The sequence below is a fragment of the Pseudomonas sp. NBRC 100443 genome (assembly GCF_030268185.1).
GTDB lineage: Bacteria > Pseudomonadota > Gammaproteobacteria > Pseudomonadales > Pseudomonadaceae > Pseudomonas > Pseudomonas citronellolis.
In genome coordinates this window covers 66,841-92,213 of sequence record NZ_BSQE01000011.1, presented here as the reverse complement: position 1 = coordinate 92,213, position 25,373 = coordinate 66,841, and the positions used below count along the sequence as shown (strand labels likewise).

Below are 25,373 nucleotides of genomic sequence, written 5' to 3'. Positions count from 1 at the left end.
GAGTGCAGGGGTCAAAGGATCTTGGTCGAAGCTTGCTCCGTCATGAAAAATCCCACTCCGATTGCCAAGCCAACAAACATGTGCTCATTGACGAGGAGAGGGATCTCAACTCGTGATGTTGGATTGCATGAGTATCTTTATATTTTATATGGTTATCTCTTGCTTTTACTCTGGCTGCCATTAGGTTGGCTGTCTTATAATAATTTTGTTTTCCCTCTATCTAATAATAGGAGTCCAATATGTCCCGTCTGGCAGAGTTTCGTGCCGCCGAAAAAGCTCTTGCCGAGCAGCTTGCATACCTGGAGTCGCTCAAGAACGACTCGAGCCTGAAGAAGGAAATCGAGTTCGAAGAAAAGCTGAAGAAGCTGATGAGCACTTATGGCAAAAACCTGAAAGATATCATTGGGATCCTGGATCCGGCAGCTGGCGTTGTTGGCCGTAAGGTCAGCCACAAGGTCGATGCGCGGCGCAAGGCGCGTGTCGTAAAGGTCTACAAGAACCCTCACACCGGTGAAACTGTGGAAACCAAGGGTGGGAACCACAAGGTGCTGAAGGCATGGAAGACCGAATACGGTAACGATACCGTCGAGTCCTGGTTGGTCAAATGATGGGAGGACCAGTGAGTGGTCCATCCGTGGTTGTAGAGGGCGAAGGTGCTGCTGACCAGTAATATCGTTCAGAGAGCGCGCTGGAACTCCATGGATCTCGGTGGAACTATCCCCAGGGGATAGTTCCACCGAGTTCTTCGACCTTCGGTTATTCGCCTGCGGTACCTGCGTCAGCTATCGGTTTCGGGCTCAGCACGACCGACTCCAGCCGATAGGGCAGTATCCCGACCCGTCGAGCCTCGATCTTGAAGGTCACTCGTTCGTTCTCGTCGGCATCTTCCCACTCGTCACGCGCAGTGCGTCCCTCGACAAGAACGCGCATGCCTTTCTGGTACAGCGACCGCCAGTGCTCGGCGTCACGATGCCACAACTCCACAGGTGCCCAGAAACCGCCGCGGTCCTCGAAGCCACCATCCTTCTTGGGTACAGGGTTGTCGAAATAGACGTTCAGGCGCAGAAGGCGGCTGGGCTCGTCGTTGCCGTTAGCAAATTCCCGGTATTCCGGCGCAGAGCCGATATTGCCCTCGCCAACGTAGTGAGTGCTCATGGTGTTTCCTCGAGATGGGTGGTACGCAGGGGGGCGCCGAGTCCGTGGACCCGTCGCAGGTATATCGATTCGGTCAGGGCCACCTTGCTGGCACATTCTTGGGCTTGGCGGCCCAGCGTGTGCAGCAGGCTGATCTGCATGTTGAGGACGATGCGCTGGACTTCCATCGCATGGAGGTCGTCGATAAGCGATTCGGGAGTGGAATGGCTGGTGATCAGTTCTTGCCACAGGGCCACCCCCATCGCCGAACGGTCGGGCTTGCGCCAGCGCAGAAATACGGTCCCTGCGCCAGTCGCTTGCTGGGCCAGTTGTACGGGCAATAAGCGGAAGGGGTAGGCGTTGGCCTGCGCCAGCACACGCCGTTGCGCCAGCCCGATCAGCTCGTCACGTAGCGCGTGGCACTGGCTGGCCCATTCAGTCAGTGCCCCCTTACCTTTAAAAGGAAAGGGACGTAAAAGGCCTTTTAGAGAGGCTGCGTGTTCCAGATTCTGGAAGTCAGCCTGTTCCAGGGGGATAAAGCGGCGGGCTGCAGCAGATGCCGAGGTGTTTGTCATGCTGGCGCATCTTCGCTGTCGTTCGCCCCAGTCGCCGGCTCACCAGCGCTTTCAGCCGGGAAGTCGTCATCGCCAGTGGCAAGTCCTGCAGAGGTCGTCAGTGCCGAGCGCCGGACGATGGGTGGCGCATAGCGAGAGCGACGGACACCTTCGAGCACGTCCTGCGGCAGTTCGCCGAACTTCTCGATCGCCGCTCGGGCTGCGGCATTTTTCGCCGCGAAATCGTCTCGGGTGCAGCCGGAGAATCGGTATTGCTGGGCCAGGCTGAACAGGCTGCGCAAGGCGTGGGCACCCTCGTTGAGCCAGCGCTCCAATGTCGAACGATCGATCAGCGCGGTGTGGTGCGCGAGGATCAATTTGCGTGCTAGATCGTCGTAGTCGGCCAGCAGATATACCGCGAGAAAGCCGAGTTGCGCGTTCACGAACAAGGGCAGCTTCACCGGCTGCACATTCATGTTTTCGCCAAGGCTCAGGGCGGGTGGCACATCGGCCAGGGCCTGGTCGACCTGCTCACGCAACACCTGCAACGTGTCTTTGGTCTGCATCAGCTTTTCCTCGATGCGCAACATCCACCAGTCGCTGTACGGGTCGTCCTGCTCGGCGCCCCGTTTGATCTTGTTGGCGATTGCGATGAAACCGTTGAGGCCGACGATGCCGGGCTTTCCTTCGCTGGCGGCGCGACCGTGCCAGATGCGCGAGGCATGGTGCGTGTGTAGCGTCAATGCCATCGAGCTGCGCAGCGCTCCGAGATTGAGCAGCAGTGGTTTTTCTTCGTTGGCCATGAAGACGACTCGTGGTGGGGGGAACGAGTCGCCAGCTTGGGAGGAGGGTGGAAGGCGGTCAGTCAACAAACCGAACTCGATGTCAGCCGGGTTTGCTGGCCGGAGGGCTGTCTGTTGTAACTATCCCCAGGGGATAGCGCTTTGGACGTCCACTGCGCTATGAGTCGCTGCCGTTTCGGTTGAGCAGGGCATGGAGGGTAGCTAGATGTGCCTTGACGACTTCGGGGTCCGCGGGGCGAGACGCCGCTGCGGGTGGTGGAGTGGTGACGTGGCTCTGTTCCTGTGCGGCCCATGTTTTGAATTCGCCACGGATGGCTTTCTGAATTACGCCGAACAGATAACCGGCAGGCTTCCGCACCCGGCTGTCACGACAACGTACATCCCATTCGTCGAGGACAGCCTGTCGCTGATCAGCCTCAACCTGCTGCAGCGCGGCCAGCGCGCCGACCTGCTGCTCGTCTTTCAGCGTAAGGAAGCGTGCAGGCAGTCGCAGATCCTGAAGTTCTCGCGCACGCGGTACTGTACGTACTGGATTTTTAATACGAGTACTCAGTACTTCAGTACGGTCCCATTCCGGATTCCGAAGAGCGGCGGTTTTGTTAGCTTGTACACCTACTTCGGAATCAGAAGACGGCGTTACGCGATTCCGAAGAAGGGGGACGGCACCTTCTTCGGAATCGTGGACGGACTGCGTCTTCCGTAGGTAGCTTTCGTCGTCGGGAGTGTCACCCTGGGCCATACGCTGTGCCAGTACCTGGATGCGTGTCGGCAGTGAGCGACCGCAGAGCATCGGGTCTTCGCCGAGCTCCTGGATGGCGTGATAGCCAACCCGCTGAATGGCCTTGCTGGCGTGAATGAGCGCGTGGCTGACCAGCCCCAGGTACTCTGGGTCCAGCTGCATGGCTTCAAAGGGCGTTAGAGGCTCATCGTGCAGCACGTAGAGATTGCCCCTGAGGCGTCCGGTCTTCGGGTCGCGCCGGCGGCGCACGAGGCTGAGCCAGCGAGTCAGGCGCAGCAGCGTCAGCGCCCGGGCCACGGTCTCATGGGATGCCTGCCCCTCGCAGGGCGTCGATGCGAGGTAGGGACGCAACTGGTCATAAGTGGGAAATGCGGTCACGCCGTCTTCGTTGAGCATGAGCCGGAACACCTGCCAGGTATTACGCTCCAGCGGCGTCAGGCGCCGGTCGAGAAACAGCGCGCGGGGCACACTTTCATGGCGATTGCCGCTGAACAGGAAACCGTCTCTGGCGGGATCGGTGCCGCTGGCAGGTACCAGATGCCGCAGGGCTTGATCAAGCAACGTTGAAAGCGGGGTGGGGCCTGCCGAAGGGGGGCTTGGCGGCGCCATAGGTCACACCAATCCCTGGTCGATCCAGCTGCGTATCGCGGCCCAGATCACCGACATGGGCAATGACAGGGCTTCGGCGAGATCCATGGTCAAGGCGAGCATAGCGCTGTCGTCGTCCAGCACGACACCGCGCTCGTCGATGCCGGTCTTCCAGTTCTTCCACAGCGTCATCTCCTGTTCTTCGCTCAGTACAGGATGTCGGCCCTTGCGCTTGGGCAGGCCGATAATGTCGCGGCGCAGTGCGACCTCTTGGTGCGTGAGGCCATAGAACTTGCTGATCATCTCAGTGCTGGCCCCAAGCTTGAGCATGCGATCGACGGTGGCGATCTCCTGTTCGATGTCATGCACCTGTCCGACCAGGCGCCACAGGACATCCGTATTCACCTTCACCGAGCACCACGGGACCTGCGCGTTCGCGAGCAGGCTGACCAGCGCAGGCTGCTTCAATACGTCCAGCTCGCGTTCACTAAATCCCATGGACAGGCAACGGCGCAATTGACCGTTGCGCAGGTCGTGCAGAGCTTGGGCGACGACGGCTTGGTTCAGCGGATGAGGTGCCGACATGGTTGCCTCCGGCTGGTTCAGTTGTCGGTCTCGCCTGGGTTGGTTTCCAGATCGAGCAGTCGACGTGCCAGTCTCACAAGACGGAAAAACTTCACCAAACCGTTGTCGCTAAGGCGTGGGGGAGCTTCCGCATCGCTGAGTTCGGAGCCGAGCAGCAGCGCGCCTAGGTTGTCGCTCAGGTGCTGCTCGTCCTGCTCAACGTCGTAATGGACGACGCTCAGCGCATGCAGCAATGTGAGCACACTACGAGCGAATGGGGAGGTTGCCGCAGCAGGTTGGAGTGCCTTGCAGCTGAAGCCGATGCCGGTGTCGAGAGGTTCGACGCAATCGGTTAGCTCGGCTTCCTCGGCGATTTCCTGCGCGAATTGCGCGATGTGGATGCGTAGGCGGTCTGGCGAGTCGAGCCCTGGCTCGATGTACCAGATGTCCGAGATTGGAAACAGGCCGCCGACCTGCACGGGAATCGCCTGCAGCACCGTGTCTGCGAACAGCGGCAACGGGGCGCCGGTCTGCTCGGCCACCAGTTGCTGGATCGCCTGCAAGCGCTTCGTCGTGGCGGCGGGCGAGACAATATGTTGCTGCATGCGTGCCGGAGCGTCGCTTTCCGGAGGAGGGCCTGGTGGCTGTTCCTGCCCGGATGGTGGCGAAGGTGGTGGGGCCGGCGTAGCGGAGACTGCGGTAGGGGGCTGCGTAGTGCCGTCGCCGTCCTGCGGCGCTGTTGGTGTTGGCTCCGGCTGGGGATTCGGTGCGGTTCTGACGTTGGTTCTGCCAACATCAGGCTCCGGGTTACCCGGTATCGATGGAGGACTGGCCACGACGCGTTGACGATGCTCGGTGCTGTCGATTTCCAGTTCCAGGAGGTTGTAGTCGGTGTCAAGGACGGCCGCCATCTGACCTATGAGTTCATCCCTGGCACGTGCCACGGAAAACGCTTCTGGCTGCGTATCGAATGGGGCGAGGACATCGTTGAACAGCGTCTCGAAGTCGATGCTCAGTGACTTTCCGGCAGCGCGTTGTTGCCAGGACAACTCCGCTGCTTTGCGTAGCACAGCCAGTCGCTCGACCTGGTGGCGCCCCAGTCCGTTGTACAGCACGTTGGGAATGACCGGCAGCAGATAGCGGACCGTGTCTTGCATCCTGCTGATATGTGATTGCCGGACCGGATAGCCATCGCCGCTGAGGCGGCGAGCCAGTTCGGATTGCGACAGCGGTTTGCCGCTTTCCTGTTCGTACAGCTCGCGGGCCTTCTCGACGCCTAGCGCACGCTCGATGAAGGTCAGGCTGCCATGCAGTTCGCTCTCTGCCAGGTGACCGGTCAGCGCGATGATCTCGCCACGAGCGGGCCATGGGCGGAACAGGCAAGGAATGCGGAAGAAGCGTTCATCCTTCGTTTCGGACCACAGCTCGCGCAGGATCGCCAGCCTAGTGTTGCCGCCGTTGCGGATGATGAAGTGATCCGCGCCAGGTCGCCGGGTGATCGACGGAGGCGCATCGAGACCTCGCTCGCGGATCGACGCCTTGATCTCGTCGTAACGAGGATTGCGAGTGATCCGTGGGTCAAGCTCGTATGGGAACAGCTCGTCCAGCGTCACGATCATCGGTGTTTCGACGATAGGATCGCTGAGGGCCTTCGCAACGGGGCCGTTGCGCGAGAACCCTTCGGCCAGTAGCTTGCCAGCCATTTCCTGGGGCGTGAGGTCAGCCATTCGGACCACCTCTCGTCAGGTTACGCACCGCGCGACGTAGGCGTGCCCATGCGTTACGGCTGGACCGGTAGTCGCTGGCCGTCGAGCTGGTGAAGATCGGTGGCAAGCCCTCCTTGGTGAACTTCAGGTGACCACCGCCCGTCCGGCTAACCTGCCAGCCTTCGCTCAGGGCGAATTCGATTAGCGGTAGCAATCGTTTGTGGCCGCGGCAGAGTTCATGTGCGCTCATGGGACTGTCTCCCATCGGCCCGGCCAGTCACGCGAGCGAACTGCTCCTGCCATTGCGGGCAGAGTTCGCTGGCGAGTGCACGCATGGTTTCCAGGGCTGCCGGTGCCTGGCGACCGGACGGGCGGCGGTATTCGACCCGGTGTACCGGTTGCCCCGCTGTGGCCGCGCGCGGAACCGCCTCGATGGCCGGGACTTCCGTGCGCAGTACCTGGATCTCGCTGTGCTCGCGGAAAATGAGGCGCAGCGTTTGCTGTACCAGACGGGCATTCGAGGAAACGGCTGGCACACGGTTGATCAGCAGATGCACCGGTGGTGGCTGGATGCCCAGGTAGCGGTATGGTGCGATCGCGTCGACCAATTGCAGTGTCCCGCGCTGCAGCTCGCGTGCGGCCAGAATCTCCGGCGTGACCGGGGATACCGCAATATCCGCCGCCAGCATGGCCATCTCCAGTAGGACGCTGCGCGCGCCTTGGGTGTCGATCAGCACCAGGTCGTAGTAGGGGCGGAACAACGGCAGCAGATTGCGTAGGCGCAGGCGCCCATCAGCGGCATGCAGGAGCAGGGTTCCCAGTTGCTGGTGCTCATCGTTCGACAGCACTACATCCAGGCCTGAAATGGTGGTATGTGACACCAGCTCCGCCAGCGTCTGCTCGTTGAATGCCAGTAGCTCGTAGATGCCGCTGCTGGCGCGATGGCTGAGCGGGTAGTAGGACGACAAGGTGGGCTGTACATCCAGATCGATCAGCAGTACACGTCGGCCGGCGTCGGCAATGAATGCTCCCAGGTTGGCCGCGATAGTGGTCTTGCCGACTCCGCCCTTCGTCGAAATGATCGCAATCACGTTCATGGCGCGCTCCTCTATGCATAGTGGAGCGTCGTCAAACGCGCTCTTCGAGACGTTCAGCGATCCAGGCGTCGATTTCGGCGGAATCCCAGCCGACCGCTCGGATACCGAGGCGTTTGGCTTTCGGAAATTTCCCCACTTTCATCAAGTTGTAAATGTGCGCGCGCTTTATGCCTGTCTTAGCTTCAACTTCGGCGCGGCGGAGGATACGGCGCTCCGCAACAGGAGTTTGCTCAGTGGACATGGTGGTCACTCCTAAATGCTTGGTGGCACTCGATGGCGTGACCTGCAGTAGATGAGCGTCACTCCTTGAGCGCATCAAACAATCGGATATTGCTGAGAACCGGATATCTCGAATGGCATGCGGTTTTTAGATTTTATCGATTCATTAGCTCTGCATCGTCAAACGAATCCGTGATATCTCCACTATCGATGGAGCCCAGATAGCAATCAAGGTACGAAAGGGGATGGGATCTTTTGATGTCTTGAGAATTTGTCTGTATGAGCGTTTTTGTCTAGCCCCCGACCAAAAAAGTCATGAGGATATAGAGTGGGATTGGTTAGGAATTGTAAGGGGGACCTTGGCTAGCCGTTTCTCTGCTTGGAGGGCGGCTATGAAGAGAGATGACCTTTAAGGTCTGGTAGGTTACGAAAGTGGAGCAGGGTGAAGTACTATTGAAAGGTTATATGGGGATTAGTCGATTGCTTTGGTTTCTCCGGCTTGGATGGCGCGCTCAATAAATCTTTCTAGCTCTTCGGAGGGCGGCTTATCTAGCATGGAAATTATAATTTCTACGCTGGGTATTTCATCCGTGAAATGGCGAATTATGACATTGGGGTGGTGGTATAAGGTGACTTGAGACTCTAGGCCCAAACCAATTCCGTAACCCGCAGCTACTAGAATCAACATTGACTCGTGCCCCGATACATACTCGGTTACCGCGGGAAGAGGCAATGTGAATTCACAAAACCCACGATAAATGGCATTATATACGCCAGGGCATAGTTCGGGATGGTAAAGAATCAATGAATGTCGAATAATCTCATGAGGTGGTATTTTTTCAAAGGAAAGCAATGGGTGGTTTTTAGGGATGGCAATGACAGGGCGATCAGTCCAGACTATTTTTTTGATAAAGTCGTTACTGAGTCCAGTCTGGACAGAAAGTGCTGCATCGATCTGATCATTTTTTAGCGCATTGATCATCTCCTTCGCAGTCATTTCAAAAATCCTAACCTCAGTGAGAGGTTCTTCTTCACGGCATTTGGCCAATAACTTGGCAAGCTGGGGCTGAGCAAGTCTTTCTATCAAGCCGATACGCAGTCGACCCCGGTATCCACGTGATGCAGCTTGCACTCGAGTCCGCGCACCCTCCAAGAAGGTGAGCATGCGTTGGGCCTCTTCCCTGAACACCTCTCCTGCCCATGTCAATCGGATCCGGCCGTTGGCGCGTTGAAGTAGATGCACCCCTAGGTCGCTCTCCAACTCCTTAACAGCTCGAGAGAGAGGGGATGGCTCAATATGGACTTTGGCTGCTGCCCTCGAGATGTTCAATTCTTCAGCCACAGCTAGAAAGTAGCGTAGGTGACGTAACCTCATTGAGTAGTCTCCTTACCATGCACGTTGCATCCAGCTGAAAGGTAGGCCGTAATCGCTCCATTTGAGGAGGTAGGTCAATCCCTCAAAGAGGGACACATTGAGTCTCAACCTATCTCGGCGGATAGTAATATCTTCGCTACCCATGGAACAACAAGGCTCTCTGCTGTCCGATGGACGGTAAGGCGGCGATCGCACTGCTCTTGTCACTTATTCTCTTTTCTTATTTCTATTAAGTGGCAGGGGTACTTGTGTCTAAAAGTGATCTGCTGTGGCCAAAATTTATCTGGGCAAAAAAGGGGGATCTGAGATACTTTATTGGGGGTGAATATTTATAGGCGGAGGGATGAAGGCTGAGTGACGCAGATGACCATTTTTACTGGTCGGAGTTATGTTCTTGGCATATCTTGAATGATTAATGGAAATTTAAAATAGCCAAACATCAACCAAGCTATCCAGAGAAGGGCTGTGGCGGCTATGGTGCCAGACGCACAGCAGTACCCACATTATGGGGCGTGAAGGTTGATCCATCAGAGTGTCCTGGTTAACCCGAGCACCTGTCTTGGGCGTCTAACTGATAGCCCATATGTCCAGAGCAAATCAGGCGTCCTAACCATTAAGTAGTGGTGATGGTATTGTGCCTGCAGGTAAATGACCCATTCATCAGCAGGTTTGATCGTTATGACAGAACGGCCTGAGGTGCCCTCGATGATCACTATGGATTGGAGTCGATGCGGGATCGTTTGCCAAGGTAATGCTCTTGTCTCTTGCGAAAAGAGTTGGGCAAGAGGTTGCCTGTCCTCTCGAATAAGTCCACAATTATGTCCACTGCGGAGGCAGTAAGCGAGAAAAGTTCCTTTTAATCAAAGGGTTGGAGACTGGTTGTAAGTCCCGTTTCCCGCTCCAAATATCGATCTGCAGATGTCCACTGGCATTTGCAAGTCACTGAAAAAAGGGCCGAAAGGCCCTTTTTTCGTTCTGGCGAAAACCACTGGAATCCACCCCCAGCCAGGACTTTCAAGTCCATTTTCAAGTACAGGCTTTCGGGGGAGGGCGCTTTCCGGATTCCTGCTGGAGGAGCGTGGTCGGCGAGACAAGCATCGGGTCCTGACTCTCTTTCAGGAGCCAGGTCATGGCACTCAAAGACATCGTCGTCCGGCAAGCCCGGGCTACCGGCAAGGACTACACCCTTCCTGATTTCGACGGCCTGTCCCTGGCCGTGTCTGCCAAGGGCAACCGGTCCTGGCATTTCCGCTACTACTGGGCTGCCAAGCAGCAGCGCATGTCCTTCGGAGCCTATCCGGAGGTCAGCCTTCTCGAAGCGCGTGCGTTGCGCGACGAGGCGCGCGCTGCTGGCGAAAGGCATCAATCCCAAGATCGATCGCAAGCAGAAGTTCCGGGCTGTGTGCCTGGCTGCGGAAAGCAGCTTCGAATCGGTGTATCGGCAGTGGCTTGGCCACCGCGAACTGGAGCTCAAGGAGGGGCGGCAGAGTACGCTTTCGCAGATTCGGCGCATCTTCGGCAAGGACGTGCTCCCCACATTGGGCTCGGTGTCCATCTACAACGTCCGTCGTCCCGACTTGCTGGATGTGCTGGATCGGATCGAGCAGCGCAGGGCATTATTACCGGAGCTTTCGAGCAGCGCTCGCTAAGTACCAGGATCGCAATGGAGGTTCCCAGGGCCGAACTGGCGATTGCCATTGAATCCTGGTGGTCAGGCCACCTCGGCTACGCCCCAACGCATGATCTGGCGGCTCTTCCGACCCCCCTTTCCGACACCTGAAGAGGCTCGGGTTGCACGCACTGCGCTGGAGTCGATCATCCAGGTGTCCAGATCAAACAGACCTTCCTGATTCGACCGGACATGCAATCGCTCAAGTACTCGGTCAAACGTGCCTTCGTCTCGCCAATCACGGAACCGTTGATACATCGTCGACCAGGGGCCGAAGCGTAGCTACCAGCCAAGCGCAATGAGCGTGCGGCCGAAAGCTACCTGAACAAGATGCTCGAGCGTCTTGCTCGACCGATGATCGTGCGAGTAGAGCTTCCCAGCGGGTTTACATACAAACCGCAGCCACTGCGCCACGACGCCCGCAGGCCCCCGCATCTGGCCTGCAGCACGGTGCAATGTGCGAATTCTGCCGGCAATCGTCCTTTTCCTTATAGGCCGCGTAGCCCTGGCCGCCTCAGAATCGATTCCGGTCAGGATTTCGTGAGCGGGGCGGGTCGCTCGGCCCGTCGATGGACTCCAATCGAAAGTCAGCCGTTACATCAGTGCTTGGCCCGGGAATGCCTGGTTTGCGCCAAGCGAATGCGGCCGGCGCTGTGGCTTGTGAAGTTGTTCCCCAAGTGCTCTTTCGGAAACTAGAAGAGGGTGGTCGTAAATGAAAACAACAAAACAAATGACCCTGGATTTTGCACAAGGAGCCGGTGCCGCAGGTAAGGGGGCGCACGCGATGAAAGCGCTGCTGTCCTGCACGCCGCTATTGTTGGGCCTGGCCGGGTTCGCGCCGCTTGCCCAGGCGGCGGAGTGCGGCACGGTGACGATCGCGAGCATGAACTGGGCCTCCGCCGAGCTGCTCGCCGAGGTGGACAAGTTCATTCTGCAGAACGGTTATGGCTGCGATGCCAGCATCGTGCTGGGCGATACCGTGCCGACCCTGACCTCGATGGCGGAGAAGGGCAAGCCGGACGTGGCGCCCGAATCCTGGACCAGCCTGCGGCCGCCCATCACGCAGAAGAACATCCAGGAAGGGAAGCTGCTGATCGCCGGCAAGGCCTTCACCGAAGGCGGCGTACAGGGCATCTACATTCCCAGGTTCATCGTCGATGCCCATCCCGACATCAAGACCATCGCCGATGCCTTGAAGCACCCCGAACTCTTCCCCGACCCGGAAGACCCGTCGAAAGGCGCCTGGTCCGCGGGGCAGCAGGGCTGGGGCGGCACCGTCATCGCCAGCCAGTACTACAAGGCCTACAAGGCCAGGGACGCCGGCTTCAACCTGGTGGACACCGGCTCGGCGGCCGGCCACGACGGCTCTCTCATCCATGCCTACGAGCGCAAGAAGGGCTGGATCGGCTACTACTGGGAGCCCACTTCGCTGCTTGGCAAATATGAAATGGTGCGACTGTCCTCGGGCGTTCCCTACGACGAGGCCGAGTGGAACCGTTGCAACAAGGTGGAGAAGTGCCCGGACCCGAAACCCAATGAATGGCCGGCCGATGAGGTCAACACCATCGTGACCAGGACATTCGCGGAGCACGCCGGCCCCGCCTACAAGTACCTCTCGACCCGCTCCTGGCCCAATGCGCTGGTCAACCGGATGCTGGCCTGGATGGCGGACAACCAGGCCACCGGTGAAGACGGCGCCAAGGCGTTCCTGAAGAGGAACCCGGATGTCTGGGTGAAATGGGTCGACGCTGACGCTGCCGAGAAGATCAAGTCAGCTCTGTAATGCGCAGCATGGCGCGGTGCGTACCATTGCGCTGCGCCCTCTCGGCCGGGAGAAAACAAGAATGAGCCCGGCATATTGGAAAAGGGCAATCACATGAGCTGGTTTCAGGATTTTCCCCAGATGGACGATGACTCCCTGCGCAGCCTCAAGCAGGTCATCGACGAGGGCTTCCGTTCGTTCACCCGTGGCCATGGCGATAGCATCGAGAACTTCTTCGCCCCCCTGCAGAAGTTCCTGCTGCTGTCCGAGCGTTTCATGACGCAGACGCCCTGGCCGATCATCGTTCTCATCGTCCTGGCCATCGCCTGGGTCGCCAGCCGCAGCCTGAAGGTGGTGCTGGGCGCGCTCGCCACCCTGCTGGCGATCGGTTACTTCGGCATGTGGGACGACTCCATGCGCACGGTATCGATGATCTTCGTCTGCACCGTGCTGTCGATCGCCATGGGCTTGCCGATCGGCATCCTGATGGCGCGCTCGGAACGCCTCCAGCGCCTGGTCAACCCGGTGCTCGACGTGATGCAGACCATGCCCAGCTTCGTCTACCTGATCCCCGTGGTCATGCTGCTGGGCATCGGCCGGGTGCCGGGGCTGATAGCGGTGGTCATCTATGCCATCCCGCCGATGATCCGCATGACCAACCTGGGCATCCGCCTGGTGGACAAGGACGTGCTCGAGGCGGCCGACGCCTTCGGTTCTTCCAGCTGGCAGAAGCTGCGGAACGTCCAGCTGCCCCTGGCGCTGCCGACCATCATGGCCGGCATCAACCAGACGATCATGATGGCCCTGGCCATGGTGGTCATCGCCTCGATGATCGGCGTGCAGGGCCTCGGCCAGCCGGTGCTGAAGGCGATCGCCAACCAGTACTTCACCCTCGGCATCTTCAACGGCCTGGCGATCGTCGGCATCGCCATCATCTTCGACCGGATCAGCCAGGCCTACGGGCAGCGGCTGCAGAAACACCTGGAGGTGGTCCATGGCTGAGCGGCAGTTCGACGGCATCAGCATCCGCAATCTCTACAAGATCTTCGGCCCGGACGCGGCGGCCCACGTCGAGGCGGTGAAGCAGGGCATGGGCAAGACCGAGCTGATGGAGCGCTTCGGCCACGTCCTGGGCCTAAAGGACATCAACCTGGACATGCCGGCGGGCTGCATCCAGGTGATCATGGGGCTGTCCGGCTCGGGCAAGTCCACGCTGATCCGCCACATCAACCGGCTGATCGACCCGACCGCGGGCGAGGTGCTGGTCAACGGCGTGGACGTGGTCAAGATGAGCCAGGCCGAGCTGCGCGGGTTCCGCCGCCAGCAGACCGCGATGGTGTTCCAGAAATTCGCCCTGCTGCCCCACCGCAACGTGATCGAGAACACCGTCTACGGCCTGGACATCCAGAAGCTGCCCCGCGCCAGGAGCCTGGACATCGCCATGCGCTGGATCGAGCGAGTGGGGCTCAAGGGCTTCGAGAAGAAGTACCCCAACCAGTTGTCCGGCGGCATGCAGCAGCGCGTGGGCCTGGCCCGCGCGCTGGCCAACGACGCGCCCGTGCTGCTGATGGACGAGGCCTATTCGGCGCTCGACCCGCTGATCCGCATGGACATGCAAAGCGTGCTGCTGGACCTGCAGAAGGAGATCAGGAAGACCATAGTATTCATCACTCACGACCTCGACGAGGCCCTGCGCCTGGGCGACCAGATCGCCATCCTGCGCGACGGCCAGGTCATCCAGCAGGGCAGCAGCCAGGACATCGTCCTGCGCCCCGCGGATGACTACGTGGCGAACTTCGTCAAGGAGGTCAACCGGGGCCGGGTGCTGCACGTCGAGGCGGTGATGACGCCGGCGCGCGCGGGCGCCGCTGCGAGCGGGATGACCATCCCCGCCGGCACCACGGTGGAGGAGGCGGTGCGCACGCTGGCGCTGGTGCCGGACGGCGACGTCACGGTGGTCTCGCCGGGCGGGAAGCCGCTGGGCACCGTGACCTTCCGCCGTCTGGCGGAGGCCATGGTCAATGCGCGGGAGTTGCCGAACCCGCGCAGCCAGGGGGTGGCGGCGGTGCGCTGAGTCTGCTCGGGAGCTCGAGTCCCTTTGCGCCTGTAATGCTGTTCATTCAAGCGCTGCCCTGGTTCAGCGAAGGTGTTCCAATACTGGCTCCGCCCCTCACCCCAACCCTCTCCCAAAGGGAGAGGGGGCCGTTCGGAGTGGACGGTGAATGCTGAGTCATCCTGATCACGGTTATCCGCCGTTAGCCGTGCCACCAGGGTGACCGGCGTGGCCGGTGAGTCCAATCGCGGACAGAGTCCGCTCCTACGCCCGCCGGCAAACCACCCCGTAGGATGGCGTTGAGCGAAGCGATACCCATCACCACCACCGCATGGGTTTCGCCAAGGCTCAACCCATCCTGCGAAGAGCGCCTCGGCGCAGTCGGCAAGACAGTTGCTCCTACACCTTCCGGCAAATATGACGCCGCGTAGGATGGTGTTGAGCGAAGCGATACCCATCACCCCGACCGCATGGGTTTCGCCAAGGCTCAACCCATCCTACGAAGGGCGCCTCGGCGCAGCCGGCAAGACAGTTGCTCCTACGCCCGTGCTTCCTGGAACCGAGCGGACTCCGCCCTATGCACCCAGGCCCTTCGCCTGGGCTTTCAGCCGGCCCAGGGCGTACTGGCCGACGACCAGGTCCAGGTGGGCGCCGCCGGCGTTCTTGTACAGCGTGCGCTCCGTGGCGGCGCGGGCGAAGGGGTTGCGCTGGCACAGGTCGTAGAGATCGCCCTCGATCTGCCCGGGCTGGATGACGCCGGCCTGCAGCGGCCCCAGGATGTCGCCCGCGCAGGCCGCGCTGCCCCGGTCGTCGACGAATATCCGCGCGTTGGCCACCGCCTGGTCGTCCGCCTCGCGCATGTCCGCGCGGTAGCCGCCGACGAGGTCGAGGTGGGTGCCGGGGCGCACCAGCTCGCCGCGGATCAGCGGGGTGGGGGCGCTGGTGGCGGAGGCGATGATGTCGGCGCGGGCCACGGCCGGGTCGAGGTCGTCGACGATCCGCGCGTTCACGCCCCTGGCCTGGAGTTCGGCGCAGGTCGCCATGAGCTTCGCGGCCGTGCGGTTCCACAGCAGCACCTCGCGGAGGGATGGGCGGATGTGCAGGTAGGCGTCCGCCAGGGCCTGGGCGATGGGCCCGGCGCCCATGACCAGCAGCACGGCGCTGTCCTCGCGGCTCAGCTTGCGGGCGGCCAGCGCCGAATCCGCGGCGGTTTTCCAGCGGGTGATCTCGGGGCCGTCGAGGATGGCGGCGATGGCCTTGCTGGCCTCGTCGATGACGATGAAGGCCGCCTGCTCGGTCGGTACCGGCGGCGTCGCGGCGTTGCCGGCGGGGTAGATGGAGCAGACCTTCACCCCGGCGCCGTAGCCGGGCAGCACCACGCCGCGGCTGAACAGGCCGTATTCGGCGTCGCCGATGAAGTAGCTGTCGCCGGCGGGGCGCGCGCCCAGGTGCGCCTGCTGCAGCGCCTGCAGCACGCCTTCCCAGTCCAGCAGCGCGCGGATCTGCGCGGCGTCGATCATTTGCATTCTTCCATCCTCCTGGATGCCTGGCTGAAAAACGCCGAGGGCGCCTTCGGCTGGGAAGGCGCCCTCGGGGTGGACAATGAACAGCTGGACCGGTTGAGAATCTGTTTACGATCTCGCGAGCTAGAGCAGAACAAGGCAAAAACAGGCGAGGGAGCGCAGTTTAGTCCGCTAAATGAGCATCACTCGCCTGTTTTTAACGCAGTTATGCCGACGCGCAGCAGATCGTAGACAGGTTCTCAAGCCCAGATGTCACCTATGGTGAAGCCCTCGGTGAAGGGATCGTCGTGGTCCAGCACGAAGGTGTTGATTCCGTAGATCCAGCTCTTGCCGGTGATGGTGGGGACCACCGCCTTGCGCTCGCCGATGCGGGTTTCCTCGATCAGCCGGCCGGTGTAGATGTTGCCGACGATGCCCTGGTGGCGGAAGTCCCGCTCCAGCGGCAGCTCGCCCTTGGCGTGCAGGGTGGCCATCTTGGCGCAGGTGCCGGTGCCGCAGGGGCAGCGGTCCAGCGCGCCGGTCCAGGTCGCCGGGTCGTCCCAGGAGAACTCGCCCGAGGCCATGGTCACCACGTTCTTCCAGTCGGCCCTGGGGTCGTCGCTGGGCCCGGACAGCTGCGAGATGGTGATGCCGATGCCCGGGTAGTCGGGGTGCGCCACCGGCAGTTGCTCGATGGCCGCCTGGCGGATCATCGAGGAGATGCGGGCGATCTCGGCGCCGTGCTGCGGGATCAGTTCCAGGCCCTTGAACTGGCGGACGTCGGCGATGACGTAGAACATCCCGCCCCAGCCCACGTCGACCCTGACCTTGCCCAGGTGCGGCACGTCGATGGTCGCGTCCAGGTGCGCGGCGAAGGCCGGCACGTTCTGGAAGGTGACGCCCTTGACCTTGCCGTCCTTGCACTCGGCCTTCACCCGGATCAGCCCGGCGGGGGCCTCCAGCACCAGTTCGGTGACCGGTTCGCGCATCGGCAGCATGCCCATCTCCAGCAGCACGGTCACCACCGAGATGGTGTTGCCGCCGGACATCACCGGGTACTCGATCTGCTCCATGATGATGTAGCCGGCGTCGGCTTCCGGGTGCGTTGGCGGCACTATGATGTTGCAGCAGTGCGCCGGGTAGCCCCGCGGCTCGCGCAGCATCAGCTTGCGCAACTGGTCGTCGTTTTCCTCCAGCCACTTCATCTTCTCGTAGACGCTGTCGCCGGGGATGTGCGGGACGCCGCCGGTGATGACGCGCATGGGCGTGCCGGCGTGGGTGTCCACCGCGTGGATCGTTCTCTTGAATGCCATCTTTCCTACCTGTACGTCTGCGGGCGGGGCCCGGGGTCGAGGTTCCGTCCGACGGCAGGAGGCCCGCCATGCGCGGGCCCGTGCTGCCTGTCGGCCGGGTTCAGTAGCTGAGCGAGCTGGCCTGGTGCAGGTCCAGGGAACGGGTTTCCGGGGCCATCAGCCAGGTGACGAAGAGGCCCACCATGGAGACGCCGAAGGCCACGAACATGGTGTTGGCGATGCCGATGCCGTCCAGCGACAGGGGCACCAGGTAGGTGCCGACGGCCGCGCCGATGCGCGACAGCGAGGTCGCCAGGCCCACCGCCGAACCGCGGATGGAGGTGGGGAACAGCTCGTTGGGGTACACGTACTGCAGCACCTGGGCGCCGCCGATGAACAGCGCGTAGCTGCCGAACAGCACCAGCGTGAGCAGGGCCGCGCCGTCCGGGCACAGGCCCAGCAGCAACAGGGCCAGGCCCGACCAGAGGAAGCTGTGCATGAGCATGTTGCGCCGGCCCAGCGGGTTGATCAGGCGGACGCCCAGCAGGCAGCCGAAGACGAACATCACGGTGATGGCCACCGCGCCCCAGGCCGCCAGCTCGCCGGTCAGGCCCATGGTGCTGAGGATTTTCGGGGCGAAGGCGTAGATGGCGAACTGCGGGATGATCGAGCAGGTCCAGAAGATGCTGACGAAGAAGATGCGCTTGCCGTAGTTGGAGTGGAACAGCGACCAGACCGAGACGTGCTGCTCCGGGGTCTTCTCCGGCAGGTTGCGCACCGAGTACTGCTCGCCATAGACCTTCTTGATCACCTGGTCGGCCTCCTGCACGCGGCCCTTGCTCAGTAGCCAGCGGGCCGACTCGGGGGTGCCGGCGCGCATGACCAGGAACAGCACCGCCGGCACCACCGCGCTGGCCAGGGCCCAGCGCCAGGCGTCCGGGCCGGCGCTGCGCAGGATCAGCTCGCCGGCGATGTAGGCCACGGCGGCGCCGACGAACCACATCATCACCAGGCTGGCGAGGATGGAGCCGCGCTGTTTCTTCGGCAGGAACTCGGCCAGCAGGGAGGTGGCCAGCGGGTGGTCGGCGCCGATGGCGACGCCGAGCATCAGGCGCAGGGCGATCAGCGACCAGGCGGAGGCGACCCAGAACTGGCACAGGGAGAACAGTGCCAGGACCACCAGCACCAGCACGTATAGCGTCTTGCGTCCGAGCCGGTCGGTGAACAGGCCGCCGACGAAGCCGCCGAAGAACATGCCCACCAGCGAGGCCGCGGCGATCATGCCTTCCTGCAACGAACTCAGCTGCAGCGCCTGGCTCAGTTGCACCATCACCACGCCGATGATGCTCAGTATGTAGCCGTCGAGAAATGGGGCGCCGGAAGAATAGATCGCCAGCTTCTTGTGGAAGCTGTTCAGCGATGCATCTTCCAATGAAATCTTGTGATTGTTGGACATGGAGCCTCCGTCAGCGCTCAGCATGCTTGTCCATGGGGGGCCGGACAAGGCTTGCCGGCGGAACAAACAGCTGTTTCTTGTTGGAATTGTTCAGTGGCTTTATCTGCACGAGTGCATCGGCCCGGCACGGCCACGGGAAGTCGCGCCGACGCTTGCCGGCGCGGCCCTGCATCCTTTCTTTTCCTGGCGTACAGATACGAACCACAGCCTGGTCAGCACTATCTCACCGAGGGCTTTGGCGGCCATATAACAGGCCTGACTACTTATAGGAGATTCCTTCTGGAGGGCCGCGGGCGCTCTGGCTCGCGGGCTGCAGGCCGCGCCGGGCGGGGCCTGCAGGGGGGGCGGGAAGGGCGCCGCGACGCCGGGCGCCGCGGCGCAACCCGCTAGGCCGGATCCTCGCCGGGCCGGGCGAACAGCTCGCCGGCCACCGCCCAGTCGCAGGGGCTGACGTTCTCGAAGACGACGTGGATCCACTTGCTATCCATGCCGGTCTTCTCGGCCAGTACGCGGGTGAATTCCGCGGCGACTTCCGCCTTCACGGAGTCGCTCTTGTCATTGAACCAGGTGACGCGGATTACGGGCATGGGCAAGTTCCTCGGTTTGTCTGCCGTTGGTTCGGCGGGAGAGGGCATGATTCAGCGAGGCGTGAGTGCGGGATATAAGAACAAAGACAATTAATGCGATATTGAAAACGGCGGCCCGAAAATAAAAAACGCCAGTGGCGACTCCCGGTGCGCCACTGGCGGAAAGTTGTCAGCTGAACTTGTGCCGAAGGCTCACTGGATATTCAGGCACAGGTATTTGATTTCCAGATAGTCCTCGATGCCGTACCTGGAACCTTCGCGGCCCAGGCCCGAAGCCTTGATGCCGCCGAAGGGCGCCACCTCGTTGGAGATCAGCCCGGTGTTGATGCCCACCATGCCGTATTCCAGGGCCTCGGCCACGCGGAACACGCGGCCCAGGTCGCGGGCGTAGAAGTAGGAGGCCAGGCCGAACTCGGTGTCGTTGGCCATGGCGATGACCTCGGCCTCGTCCTTGAAGCGGAACAGCGGCGCCAGCGGGCCGAAGGTCTCTTCCTTGGCCACGGCGGCATCCTTCGGTACGTCGACCAGAATGGTCGGCTCGAAGAAGGTGCCGCCCAGGGCGTGCGGCTTGCCGCCGGCAACGACCTTGGCGCCCTTGCCCACGGCGTCGGCGATGTGTTCTTCGACCTTGGCCACGGCCTTGGAATCGATCAGCGGGCCGGTGGTCACGCCGTTCTCCAGGCCGTTGCCGATGTTCAGCTTGGCGACTGCCGCCTTGAGTTTCTCGACGAAGGCGTCGTACACGCCGTCCTGCACGTACAGGCGGTTGGCGCAGACGCAGGTCTGGCCGTTGTTGCGGTACTTGGAGATCAGCGCGCCTTCCACGGCGGCATCCAGGTCGGCGTCATCGAAGACGATGAAGGGCGCGTTGCCGCCCAGTTCCAGGGACACCTTCTTGATGTCCTGGGCGCACTCGGCCATCAGTTGGCGGCCGATCTCGGTGGAGCCGGTGAAGCTCAGTTTGCGCACGATGGGGTTGCCGGTCAGCTCGCCGCCGACTTCGCCGGCGCTGCCGGTGACCACGCTGAACACGCCTTTCGGAATGCCGGCGCGCTCGGCCAGCTCGGCCAAGGCCAGGGCGGAATACGGCGTCTGCGAAGCGGGCTTGAGCACCATGGTGCAGCCGGCGGCCAGGGCCGGGCCGGCTTTACGGGTGATCATCGCCGAGGGGAAGTTCCACGGGGTGATGGCGGCGGTGACGCCGATGGGCTGCTTGATCACCATCAGGCGCTTGTCCGGCTGGTGGCCGGGGATCATGTCGCCGTAGACGCGCTTGGCTTCCTCGCCGAACCATTCGAAGAAGGACGCGGCATAGGCGATCTCGCCCTTGGCTTCGGCCAGCGGCTTGCCCTGTTCCTGGGTCAGCAGGCGGCCCAGGTCGTCCTGGTGCTCGATCATCAGTTCGAACCAGCGGCGCAGCTTGTTGGCGCGCTCCTTGGCGGTCAGCGCGCGCCAGGCCGGCAGGGCGCGGTCGGCGGCCTCGATGGCGCGGCGCGTCTCGGCGGCGCCCATCTTCGGCACAGTGCCGATGATCTCGTTGGTCGCCGGGTTGTTGACCTTCAGAGTCTGGCCGTTGTCGGCGTCCACCCAGGCGCCGTCGATGTAGGCCTGCTGGCGGAAGAGCGAAGGGTCTTTCAGTTGCATGCGATGCTCCTGTGGATTCGAGTGGGCGAAGGCTGGCCAGCGGCCCGGGGCGGGCCGCTGCGTCCATGGGGGTCAGACTTCCGAGCTGCGGGTTCTGAGCTCGATGTTGAGGATGCGGTCGTTCTCCGAGTAGTCCACCGGGCAGTCGATGACGTGCACCCCGGGCGTGCTCAGGCAGCGCTCCAGCAGCGGCAGGAAGCCCTCCGCGCTTTCCACCCGGTGGCCCTGGGCGCCGTAGGCCCGGGCGTACTGCACGAAGTCCGGGTTGCCGTAGTCCAGGCCGAAGTCGCTGAAGCCCATGTTCGCCTGCTTCCAGCGGATCATCCCGTAGCCGTCGTCGCGCAGGATCACCACCGTGAGGTTCATCTCCAGGCGCACCGCGGTTTCCAGCTCCTGGCTGTTCATCATGAAGCCGCCGTCGCCGCATACCGCGAGGATGCGCCGCTGCGGGTACACCAGGTGCGCGGCCATGGCCGAGGGCAGGCCGGCACCCATGGTCGCCAGGGCGTTGTCCAGCAGCACGGTGTTGGGCATGTGCGCCTTGTAGTTGCGGGCGAACCAGATCTTGTAGATGCCGTTGTCCAGGGCCACGATGCCGTCCGACGGCAGCGCGCGGCGCACGTCGGCCACCAGGCGTTGCGGGTACAGCGGGAAGCGCGCGTCGTCGGCGCCTTCGGCGACCTGGGCCTCGTTGGCCTCGCGGATCGCCAGCAGGCGGCCGAAGTCCCAGTGCGAGGTGTCGCGCAGCGCCTCGCCGATCTGCCACACGGCGTTGGCGATGTCGCCGATCACTTCCACCTGCGGGAAGTACACCGGGTCCACCTCGGCCGAGCGGAAGTTCACGTGGATCACCTCGGTGCCGCCGCGGACCATGAAGAACGGCGGCTTCTCGATCACGTCGTGGCCGATGTTGACGATCAGGTCGGCGGCCTCCACCGCGCGGTGCACGAAGTCGCCGGAGGACAGCGCGGCATTGCCGAGGAAGCGCGGGTGGCGCTCGTCCACCACGCCCTTGCCCATCTGGGTGGTGACGAAGGGGATGCCGGTCTTGTCGATCAGCTGCTTGAGGACCTTGGCGGTCATCTTGCGGTTGGCCCCGGCGCCGATCACCAGGATCGGGCTGCGCGCGGCCTGCAGTTTCTCCACCGCGGCCTCGATGGACTTGTGCTCGGCCAGCGGGCGGCGCGACAGGCTGCGCGGGATCGGCAGGCTGTCGGTCTGCTCGGCGGCGACGTCCTCGGGCAGCTCCAGGTGCACGGCGCCGGGCTTCTCTTCCTCGGCCAGGCGGAAGGCCTCGCGCACGCGGGAGGGGATGTTGTCGGCCGAGGCCAACTGGTGGGTGTACTTGGTCAGCGGCTGCATCATGCCGACCACGTCGAGGATCTGGAAGCGGCCCTGCTTGGACTTCTTGATCGGCTTCTGCCCGGTGATCATCAGCATCGGCATGCCGCCCAGATAGGCGTAGGCGCCGGCGGTGACCAGGTTGGTGGCGCCGGGGCCGAGGGTCGACAGGCTCACCCCGGTCTTGCCGGTCAGGCGGCCGTAGGTGGCGGCCATGAAGCCGGCGGACTGCTCGTGGCGCGTCAGCACCAGCCTGATCGTCGACTTGCGCAGGGATTCCAGCAGGTCGAGGTTCTCCTCGCCGGGAATGCCGAAGACGTATTCGACGCCTTCGTTCTCCAGGCATTGCACAACCACATCGGCGGCCTTGGCCATCTTGCTTGCTACCTCGGTATTTCGGGGAGTGGAGGGTTGGGCGGCGGCGCGGCGCCACCCGGTGGAGCATAGGCCCGCTGGCGCGAAGGGCGCGGCGTTGCGCCAAACGGTCGCGGGCGGGGCGCTAGGCGCCGGGCCCGCTCGAGCGGGTCAGCAGCGCGTCCAGCACCACTTCGCAGGCGGCGCCCCAGTGGGCGTTGGCCTGCAGGTGGTTGAGCATGTCCAGCCCGTTGGCGGTGTAGGTGCCGGGCGTGGCGATGGCCTGGCCGAGGGTCCTGAGGTCGACGCCGGGGTGGTGGCGGGCGCTGGCGATGCAGTCCTGCATGTTGTCCAGCACCAGGCTGCGCGCCTTGTCGGCGGGCAGGCCCTTTTCCACCAGCCATTGCTGCAGGTCGTGGAGGAAGAAGTAGAACCAGCCGTTCATGCAGGCGGCCACGGTGGCCAGTTCGAAGTCGGCTTCCTCCTGCAGCACCACCAGGTGCCCGAGCGCTCGCAGCGCCCGCTCGGTGGCCGCATCCGGCGGGCAGACCACCACGGTGGACTGGTTGAACTGCGCCGCATAGGAAAGCATCGCCCGCACGCAGCGGGCTCCGGGGAAGTGCCCGGCCAGTTGCGCCAGGCCGACGCCGGCGACCAGCGAAACCAGCTTGCGCCCCGGCGGCACCCGCACCTCGTCGGCCAGCGCCGCCAGGGCGTCGGGGCGCACGCCGACGACCAGCAGTTCGGCCGCGTCGACCACCGCCTGGTTGCTGTCCATCACCTGCGCGCGGCAGTCCGCGGCCAGTTGGGTGGAGCGCTCGTGGTTGCGCGGCGACAGCAGGATGCGCCCGTCGAAACCGCTGCGGCGCAGGCCGCGCACGACCTTCTCGGTCAGCTCGCCGACGCCCAGTATGCCAAGGCTGTGCATGATTACCCCCTTTGCCGCGGCACGCGCGGCGCGCCTGGCTCTCGATTCGATCGGTGCACTATCTCACCCGCGCGCCGGCTCGCCATATAACGACCGGGACAAGTGATAGGACGTTCGCGGCCGCGGGACCGGCGGGCAGGGGAGCTGGGCACGGCCGGCGTGGGCGGGCGAGGGGAAACCTGCTGGCAATCGTCCTTTTCGTTATAGGCGCCGGGCTGGCGCGCGCTCCAGAATTCGCCATCCGTTGTGAGAGCAGAACACCGTGAAAATACAAGAAACCCCTGCTGACGATAATGGCTGCGGCTGGTTCCACCTCAGCCCCCCGCGCACCCCGCGAGCCGCCCGCGGCGGCCAGGTGCGGGCGCGCTGGGCGGTGGTCGGGGCGGGCCTGACCGGGCTTGCCGCGGCGCGCCAACTGGCGTTGAACTTCCCGGCCGACGAGGTCGTGCTGCTGGAGGCCCAGGAGGTGGGCTTCGGCTCGTCCGGGCGCAACTCCGGTTTCGCCATCGACCTGCCCCATGACATAGGCGCGCCCGACTACATCGGCGATCCGGCCATTGCGCGGATGAGCCTGAAGCTGAACCTGTTCGCCCAGGGCGTGATTACCTCGCTGGTGGCGCGGCACGGCATCGACTGCCAGCTCAAGCCGGTGGGCAAGTACCAGGCGGCGGTGGAGGACAAAGGCTTGCGGGTGCTGGAAGCCTACAAGAGCGGCCTGGAGAAGCTCGGCCAGGCCTACCAGATCATCGAGGCCGACGAGCTGCCCGCGCACCTGGGCACTTCCTTCTACCGCCGCGCGCTGTACACCCCCGGCACCCTGCTGTTGCAGCCGGCGAGCCTGGTGAAGGGCCTGGCCGACAGCCTGCCGGCCAACGTCTCGCTGTTCGAGCGCTGCGCCGTCACCGAGGTGGACTACCGCGGGCCGATCACCCTGCGCCACGCCGCGGGCAGCGTGGTCGCCGACAAGCTGGTGCTCGCCAACAACGCCTTCGCCACCCAGTTCGGCTTCCTCAAGGGGCGACTGCTGCCGGTGTTCACCTACGCCAGCATGACCCGCCCGCTGAGCGAGGAAGAGCAGGCGCGGCTGGGCGGCAAGCCGGTATGGGGCATCATCCCCGCCGACCCCTTCGGCAGCACCCTGCGGCGCACCCCGGACCAGCGCCTGCTGGTGCGCAACAGCTTCAGCTTCAACCCCAACGGCAAGATCGACGCGCGCCTGCTGGCACGGGCCGCGGCGGCCCAGCGGCGCTCCTTCGAGCATCGCTTCCCGATGCTGCCGGGCGTGGCGTTCGACTACACCTGGGGCGGCGCCATGGGCATGACGCGCAACCACGCCGGCCACTTCGGCGAGCTGGCGCCCAACGTCTACGGCGCGCTGGGCTGCAACGGCCTGGGCATCACCCGCGGCACCGGCACCGGCACGCTGCTGGCCGACTGGCTGGCCGGCCAGCGCAACGAACTGATCGACTTCCTGCTCGCCAGCGCGGGGCCCAGCCGCAACCCGCCGCAGCCGTTCCTGTCCCTCGGCGTCAACGCCAGCCTGTGCTGGGGCCAGCACCGCGCCGGCCTGGAAAGCTGACGGCGCGCAACCCTTACGAATCCGCCCGGGCAGGCCCCGGGCACTCCTTGAAGAGGAACCGAACCCATGGCCGTCAAACCGACCCTGATCAAGAACGCCGCGCAATCGCCCATGGGCGAGCCGACCCCGGCCAGGCTGCCCGTCGGCGACCTCGTCGCCCAGGCCCGCCTGGGGCAGGACGTTACCCTGGAGGCGTCCTCCGCCTCGGTGGGCATCTGGGAAAGCAGCCCGGGGGTATTCCGCCGGCACATCATGAACCGCGAGTTCAGCCACGTCGTTTCCGGCTGGTGCATCTTCACCCCCGATGGAGGCGAGCCGCTGGAGCTGCGCGCCGGCGACGCGGTGTTCTTCCCGGCCAACTGCGAGGGCGTGTGGGACATCCGCGAACCCTTCCGCAAGACCTACGTGATCTTCTGAGGCGCCGGCG

24 protein-coding genes and 3 pseudogenes are annotated in these 25,373 nt (G+C 63.1%); 7 read left to right on the top strand and 20 right to left on the bottom strand.

Annotated elements, in window-relative coordinates; genetic code table 11:
• The first annotated feature begins 239 nt into the window (after positions 1-239).
• On the top strand, positions 240-608 hold the full coding sequence (locus QSJ95_RS16265) for a histone-like nucleoid-structuring protein, MvaT/MvaU family (RefSeq protein ID WP_275629549.1): 369 nt from the start codon (positions 240-242) through the stop codon (positions 606-608).
• A gap of 148 nt (positions 609-756) precedes the next feature.
• On the opposite strand, the gene QSJ95_RS16260 is transcribed toward QSJ95_RS16265, so the two are convergent.
• The 11 genes and pseudogenes from QSJ95_RS16260 to QSJ95_RS16210 form a co-directional block, all read right to left on the bottom strand.
• The gene (locus QSJ95_RS16260; RefSeq protein ID WP_285643739.1) at positions 757-1,155 is read right to left on the bottom strand and encodes a single-stranded DNA-binding protein; all 399 of its coding nucleotides are present in this window, start codon (positions 1,153-1,155) and stop codon (positions 757-759) included.
• Positions 1,152-1,709, bottom strand: coding sequence for a DUF3158 family protein (locus QSJ95_RS16255; RefSeq protein WP_285643737.1), 558 nt, complete (start codon positions 1,707-1,709; stop codon positions 1,152-1,154). Before QSJ95_RS16255 ends, QSJ95_RS16260 begins: the two co-directional genes overlap by 4 nt.
• Entirely contained in the window at positions 1,706-2,491 is a 786-nt protein-coding gene (locus QSJ95_RS16250) for a PFL_4669 family integrating conjugative element protein (protein ID WP_285643736.1), read from the bottom strand. Before QSJ95_RS16250 ends, QSJ95_RS16255 begins: the two co-directional genes overlap by 4 nt.
• A 157-nt stretch (positions 2,492-2,648) precedes the next feature.
• A complete protein-coding gene (locus QSJ95_RS16245) occupies positions 2,649-3,839 on the bottom strand; it encodes an STY4528 family pathogenicity island replication protein (RefSeq protein WP_285643734.1) in 1,191 nt (396 codons plus the stop codon).
• Between the two features lie 3 nt (positions 3,840-3,842).
• Positions 3,843-4,403 carry a DUF2857 domain-containing protein gene (locus QSJ95_RS16240; protein WP_285643733.1) on the bottom strand — a complete coding sequence of 187 codons (561 nt, stop codon included), beginning with the start codon at positions 4,401-4,403 and terminating at the stop codon, positions 3,843-3,845.
• 17 nt (positions 4,404-4,420) lie between these two features.
• Complete coding sequence (locus QSJ95_RS16235) at positions 4,421-6,109, bottom strand: ParB family protein (RefSeq protein ID WP_285643731.1); 1,689 nt, start codon at positions 6,107-6,109, stop codon at positions 4,421-4,423.
• Positions 6,102-6,338: a type II toxin-antitoxin system HicA family toxin gene (locus QSJ95_RS16230; protein WP_285643730.1), complete on the bottom strand. Its 237-nt coding sequence runs from the start codon at positions 6,336-6,338 to the stop codon at positions 6,102-6,104. The genes QSJ95_RS16235 and QSJ95_RS16230 overlap by 8 nt, the downstream gene beginning before the upstream one ends.
• The gene (locus QSJ95_RS16225; protein WP_285643728.1) at positions 6,325-7,185 is read right to left on the bottom strand and encodes a ParA family protein; all 861 of its coding nucleotides are present in this window, start codon (positions 7,183-7,185) and stop codon (positions 6,325-6,327) included. Before QSJ95_RS16225 ends, QSJ95_RS16230 begins: the two co-directional genes overlap by 14 nt.
• A gap of 31 nt (positions 7,186-7,216) precedes the next feature.
• Positions 7,217-7,426 (bottom strand): AlpA family transcriptional regulator, encoded by a 210-nt coding sequence (locus QSJ95_RS16220; RefSeq protein ID WP_285643726.1) that lies wholly within the window; start codon positions 7,424-7,426, stop codon positions 7,217-7,219.
• Between the two features lie 450 nt (positions 7,427-7,876).
• The gene (locus QSJ95_RS16215; RefSeq protein WP_285643916.1) at positions 7,877-8,569 is read right to left on the bottom strand and encodes a LysR family substrate-binding domain-containing protein; all 693 of its coding nucleotides are present in this window, start codon (positions 8,567-8,569) and stop codon (positions 7,877-7,879) included.
• Between the two features lie 36 nt (positions 8,570-8,605).
• Positions 8,606-8,779, bottom strand: a pseudogene (locus QSJ95_RS16210) (helix-turn-helix domain-containing protein); the annotation flags it as partial.
• A 1,129-nt stretch (positions 8,780-9,908) separates the two neighbouring features.
• Here QSJ95_RS16210 and QSJ95_RS16205 point away from each other — a divergent pair.
• Positions 9,909-10,398 (top strand): annotated as a pseudogene (locus QSJ95_RS16205) (tyrosine-type recombinase/integrase); the annotation flags it as partial.
• An 81-nt stretch (positions 10,399-10,479) separates the two neighbouring features.
• On the opposite strand, the pseudogene QSJ95_RS16200 reads toward QSJ95_RS16205, so the two are convergent.
• Positions 10,480-10,727 (bottom strand): annotated as a pseudogene (locus tag QSJ95_RS16200) (IS5/IS1182 family transposase); the annotation flags it as partial.
• Between the two features lie 433 nt (positions 10,728-11,160).
• On the opposite strand from QSJ95_RS16200, the gene QSJ95_RS16195 reads away from it, so the two are divergent.
• The 3 genes from QSJ95_RS16195 (at position 11,161) to QSJ95_RS16185 (ending at position 14,284) form a co-directional block, all read left to right on the top strand.
• Positions 11,161-12,231 carry an ABC transporter substrate-binding protein gene (locus QSJ95_RS16195; RefSeq protein WP_197674176.1) on the top strand — a complete coding sequence of 357 codons (1,071 nt, stop codon included), beginning with the start codon at positions 11,161-11,163 and terminating at the stop codon, positions 12,229-12,231.
• Between the two features lie 120 nt (positions 12,232-12,351).
• The gene (locus QSJ95_RS16190; protein WP_009619743.1) at positions 12,352-13,212 is read left to right on the top strand and encodes an ABC transporter permease; all 861 of its coding nucleotides are present in this window, start codon (positions 12,352-12,354) and stop codon (positions 13,210-13,212) included.
• Positions 13,205-14,284 (top strand): quaternary amine ABC transporter ATP-binding protein, encoded by a 1,080-nt coding sequence (locus QSJ95_RS16185; protein WP_285643723.1) that lies wholly within the window; start codon positions 13,205-13,207, stop codon positions 14,282-14,284. Before QSJ95_RS16190 ends, QSJ95_RS16185 begins: the two co-directional genes overlap by 8 nt.
• A gap of 554 nt (positions 14,285-14,838) precedes the next feature.
• Here QSJ95_RS16185 and QSJ95_RS16180 read toward each other — a convergent pair.
• The 8 genes from QSJ95_RS16180 to QSJ95_RS16145 form a co-directional block, all read right to left on the bottom strand.
• Positions 14,839-15,789, bottom strand: a complete 951-nt coding sequence (locus QSJ95_RS16180) for an ornithine cyclodeaminase family protein (protein ID WP_276214100.1) — start codon at positions 15,787-15,789, stop codon at positions 14,839-14,841.
• 236 nt (positions 15,790-16,025) lie between these two features.
• The gene (locus QSJ95_RS16175) at positions 16,026-17,078 is read right to left on the bottom strand and encodes a proline racemase family protein (RefSeq protein WP_285643719.1); all 1,053 of its coding nucleotides are present in this window, start codon (positions 17,076-17,078) and stop codon (positions 16,026-16,028) included.
• 100 nt (positions 17,079-17,178) lie between these two features.
• A complete protein-coding gene (locus tag QSJ95_RS16170) occupies positions 17,179-18,513 on the bottom strand; it encodes an MFS transporter (RefSeq protein ID WP_043266509.1) in 1,335 nt (444 codons plus the stop codon).
• Between the two features lie 10 nt (positions 18,514-18,523).
• Positions 18,524-18,685, bottom strand: coding sequence for a hypothetical protein (locus tag QSJ95_RS16165; protein ID WP_009619750.1), 162 nt, complete (start codon positions 18,683-18,685; stop codon positions 18,524-18,526).
• 214 nt (positions 18,686-18,899) lie between these two features.
• Positions 18,900-19,100 (bottom strand): tautomerase family protein, encoded by a 201-nt coding sequence (locus QSJ95_RS16160; protein WP_061561510.1) that lies wholly within the window; start codon positions 19,098-19,100, stop codon positions 18,900-18,902.
• 192 nt (positions 19,101-19,292) lie between these two features.
• Positions 19,293-20,744, bottom strand: coding sequence for an NADP-dependent succinate-semialdehyde dehydrogenase (gene gabD, locus QSJ95_RS16155; RefSeq protein WP_285643711.1), 1,452 nt, complete (start codon positions 20,742-20,744; stop codon positions 19,293-19,295).
• A 72-nt stretch (positions 20,745-20,816) separates the two neighbouring features.
• Positions 20,817-22,460, bottom strand: a complete 1,644-nt coding sequence (locus QSJ95_RS16150) for an acetolactate synthase large subunit (RefSeq protein WP_043266505.1) — start codon at positions 22,458-22,460, stop codon at positions 20,817-20,819.
• Between the two features lie 124 nt (positions 22,461-22,584).
• The gene (locus QSJ95_RS16145) at positions 22,585-23,367 is read right to left on the bottom strand and encodes an NAD(P)-binding domain-containing protein (RefSeq protein WP_285643706.1); all 783 of its coding nucleotides are present in this window, start codon (positions 23,365-23,367) and stop codon (positions 22,585-22,587) included.
• A gap of 262 nt (positions 23,368-23,629) precedes the next feature.
• On the opposite strand from QSJ95_RS16145, the gene QSJ95_RS16140 reads away from it, so the two are divergent.
• Positions 23,630-24,946, top strand: coding sequence for an NAD(P)/FAD-dependent oxidoreductase (locus tag QSJ95_RS16140; protein WP_285643702.1), 1,317 nt, complete (start codon positions 23,630-23,632; stop codon positions 24,944-24,946).
• A 66-nt stretch (positions 24,947-25,012) separates the two neighbouring features.
• Positions 25,013-25,363 carry a cupin domain-containing protein gene (locus QSJ95_RS16135; RefSeq protein ID WP_285643700.1) on the top strand — a complete coding sequence of 117 codons (351 nt, stop codon included), beginning with the start codon at positions 25,013-25,015 and terminating at the stop codon, positions 25,361-25,363.
• The last annotated feature ends 10 nt before the right edge of the window (positions 25,364-25,373 follow it).

Excerpts from the sequence above, each read along its gene's own strand:
- QSJ95_RS16170 (WP_043266509.1), bottom strand. The coding sequence starts at position 18,513 with ATGTCCAACAATCACAAGATTTCATTGGAAGATGCATCGCTGAACAGC.
- QSJ95_RS16135 (WP_285643700.1), top strand. The coding sequence starts at position 25,013 with ATGGCCGTCAAACCGACCCTGATCAAGAACGCCGCGCAATCGCCCATG.
- QSJ95_RS16265 (WP_275629549.1), top strand. The coding sequence starts at position 240 with ATGTCCCGTCTGGCAGAGTTTCGTGCCGCCGAAAAAGCTCTTGCCGAG.
- gabD (WP_285643711.1), bottom strand. The coding sequence starts at position 20,744 with ATGCAACTGAAAGACCCTTCGCTCTTCCGCCAGCAGGCCTACATCGAC.
- QSJ95_RS16150 (WP_043266505.1), bottom strand. The coding sequence starts at position 22,460 with ATGGCCAAGGCCGCCGATGTGGTTGTGCAATGCCTGGAGAACGAAGGC.
- QSJ95_RS16145 (WP_285643706.1), bottom strand. The coding sequence starts at position 23,367 with ATGCACAGCCTTGGCATACTGGGCGTCGGCGAGCTGACCGAGAAGGTC.
- QSJ95_RS16160 (WP_061561510.1), bottom strand. The coding sequence starts at position 19,100 with ATGCCCGTAATCCGCGTCACCTGGTTCAATGACAAGAGCGACTCCGTG.
- QSJ95_RS16250 (WP_285643736.1), bottom strand. The coding sequence starts at position 2,491 with ATGGCCAACGAAGAAAAACCACTGCTGCTCAATCTCGGAGCGCTGCGC.
- QSJ95_RS16190 (WP_009619743.1), top strand. The coding sequence starts at position 12,352 with ATGGACGATGACTCCCTGCGCAGCCTCAAGCAGGTCATCGACGAGGGC.
- QSJ95_RS16225 (WP_285643728.1), bottom strand. The coding sequence starts at position 7,185 with ATGAACGTGATTGCGATCATTTCGACGAAGGGCGGAGTCGGCAAGACC.
- QSJ95_RS16230 (WP_285643730.1), bottom strand. The coding sequence starts at position 6,338 with ATGAGCGCACATGAACTCTGCCGCGGCCACAAACGATTGCTACCGCTA.
- QSJ95_RS16195 (WP_197674176.1), top strand. The coding sequence starts at position 11,161 with ATGAAAACAACAAAACAAATGACCCTGGATTTTGCACAAGGAGCCGGT.
- QSJ95_RS16175 (WP_285643719.1), bottom strand. The coding sequence starts at position 17,078 with ATGGCATTCAAGAGAACGATCCACGCGGTGGACACCCACGCCGGCACG.
- QSJ95_RS16255 (WP_285643737.1), bottom strand. The coding sequence starts at position 1,709 with ATGACAAACACCTCGGCATCTGCTGCAGCCCGCCGCTTTATCCCCCTG.
- QSJ95_RS16165 (WP_009619750.1), bottom strand. The coding sequence starts at position 18,685 with ATGCAGGGCCGCGCCGGCAAGCGTCGGCGCGACTTCCCGTGGCCGTGC.
- QSJ95_RS16235 (WP_285643731.1), bottom strand. The coding sequence starts at position 6,109 with ATGGCTGACCTCACGCCCCAGGAAATGGCTGGCAAGCTACTGGCCGAA.
- QSJ95_RS16245 (WP_285643734.1), bottom strand. The coding sequence starts at position 3,839 with ATGGCGCCGCCAAGCCCCCCTTCGGCAGGCCCCACCCCGCTTTCAACG.
- QSJ95_RS16215 (WP_285643916.1), bottom strand. The coding sequence starts at position 8,569 with ATGCTCACCTTCTTGGAGGGTGCGCGGACTCGAGTGCAAGCTGCATCA.
- QSJ95_RS16260 (WP_285643739.1), bottom strand. The coding sequence starts at position 1,155 with ATGAGCACTCACTACGTTGGCGAGGGCAATATCGGCTCTGCGCCGGAA.
- QSJ95_RS16180 (WP_276214100.1), bottom strand. The coding sequence starts at position 15,789 with ATGCAAATGATCGACGCCGCGCAGATCCGCGCGCTGCTGGACTGGGAA.
- QSJ95_RS16240 (WP_285643733.1), bottom strand. The coding sequence starts at position 4,403 with ATGTCGGCACCTCATCCGCTGAACCAAGCCGTCGTCGCCCAAGCTCTG.
- QSJ95_RS16185 (WP_285643723.1), top strand. The coding sequence starts at position 13,205 with ATGGCTGAGCGGCAGTTCGACGGCATCAGCATCCGCAATCTCTACAAG.
- QSJ95_RS16220 (WP_285643726.1), bottom strand. The coding sequence starts at position 7,426 with ATGTCCACTGAGCAAACTCCTGTTGCGGAGCGCCGTATCCTCCGCCGC.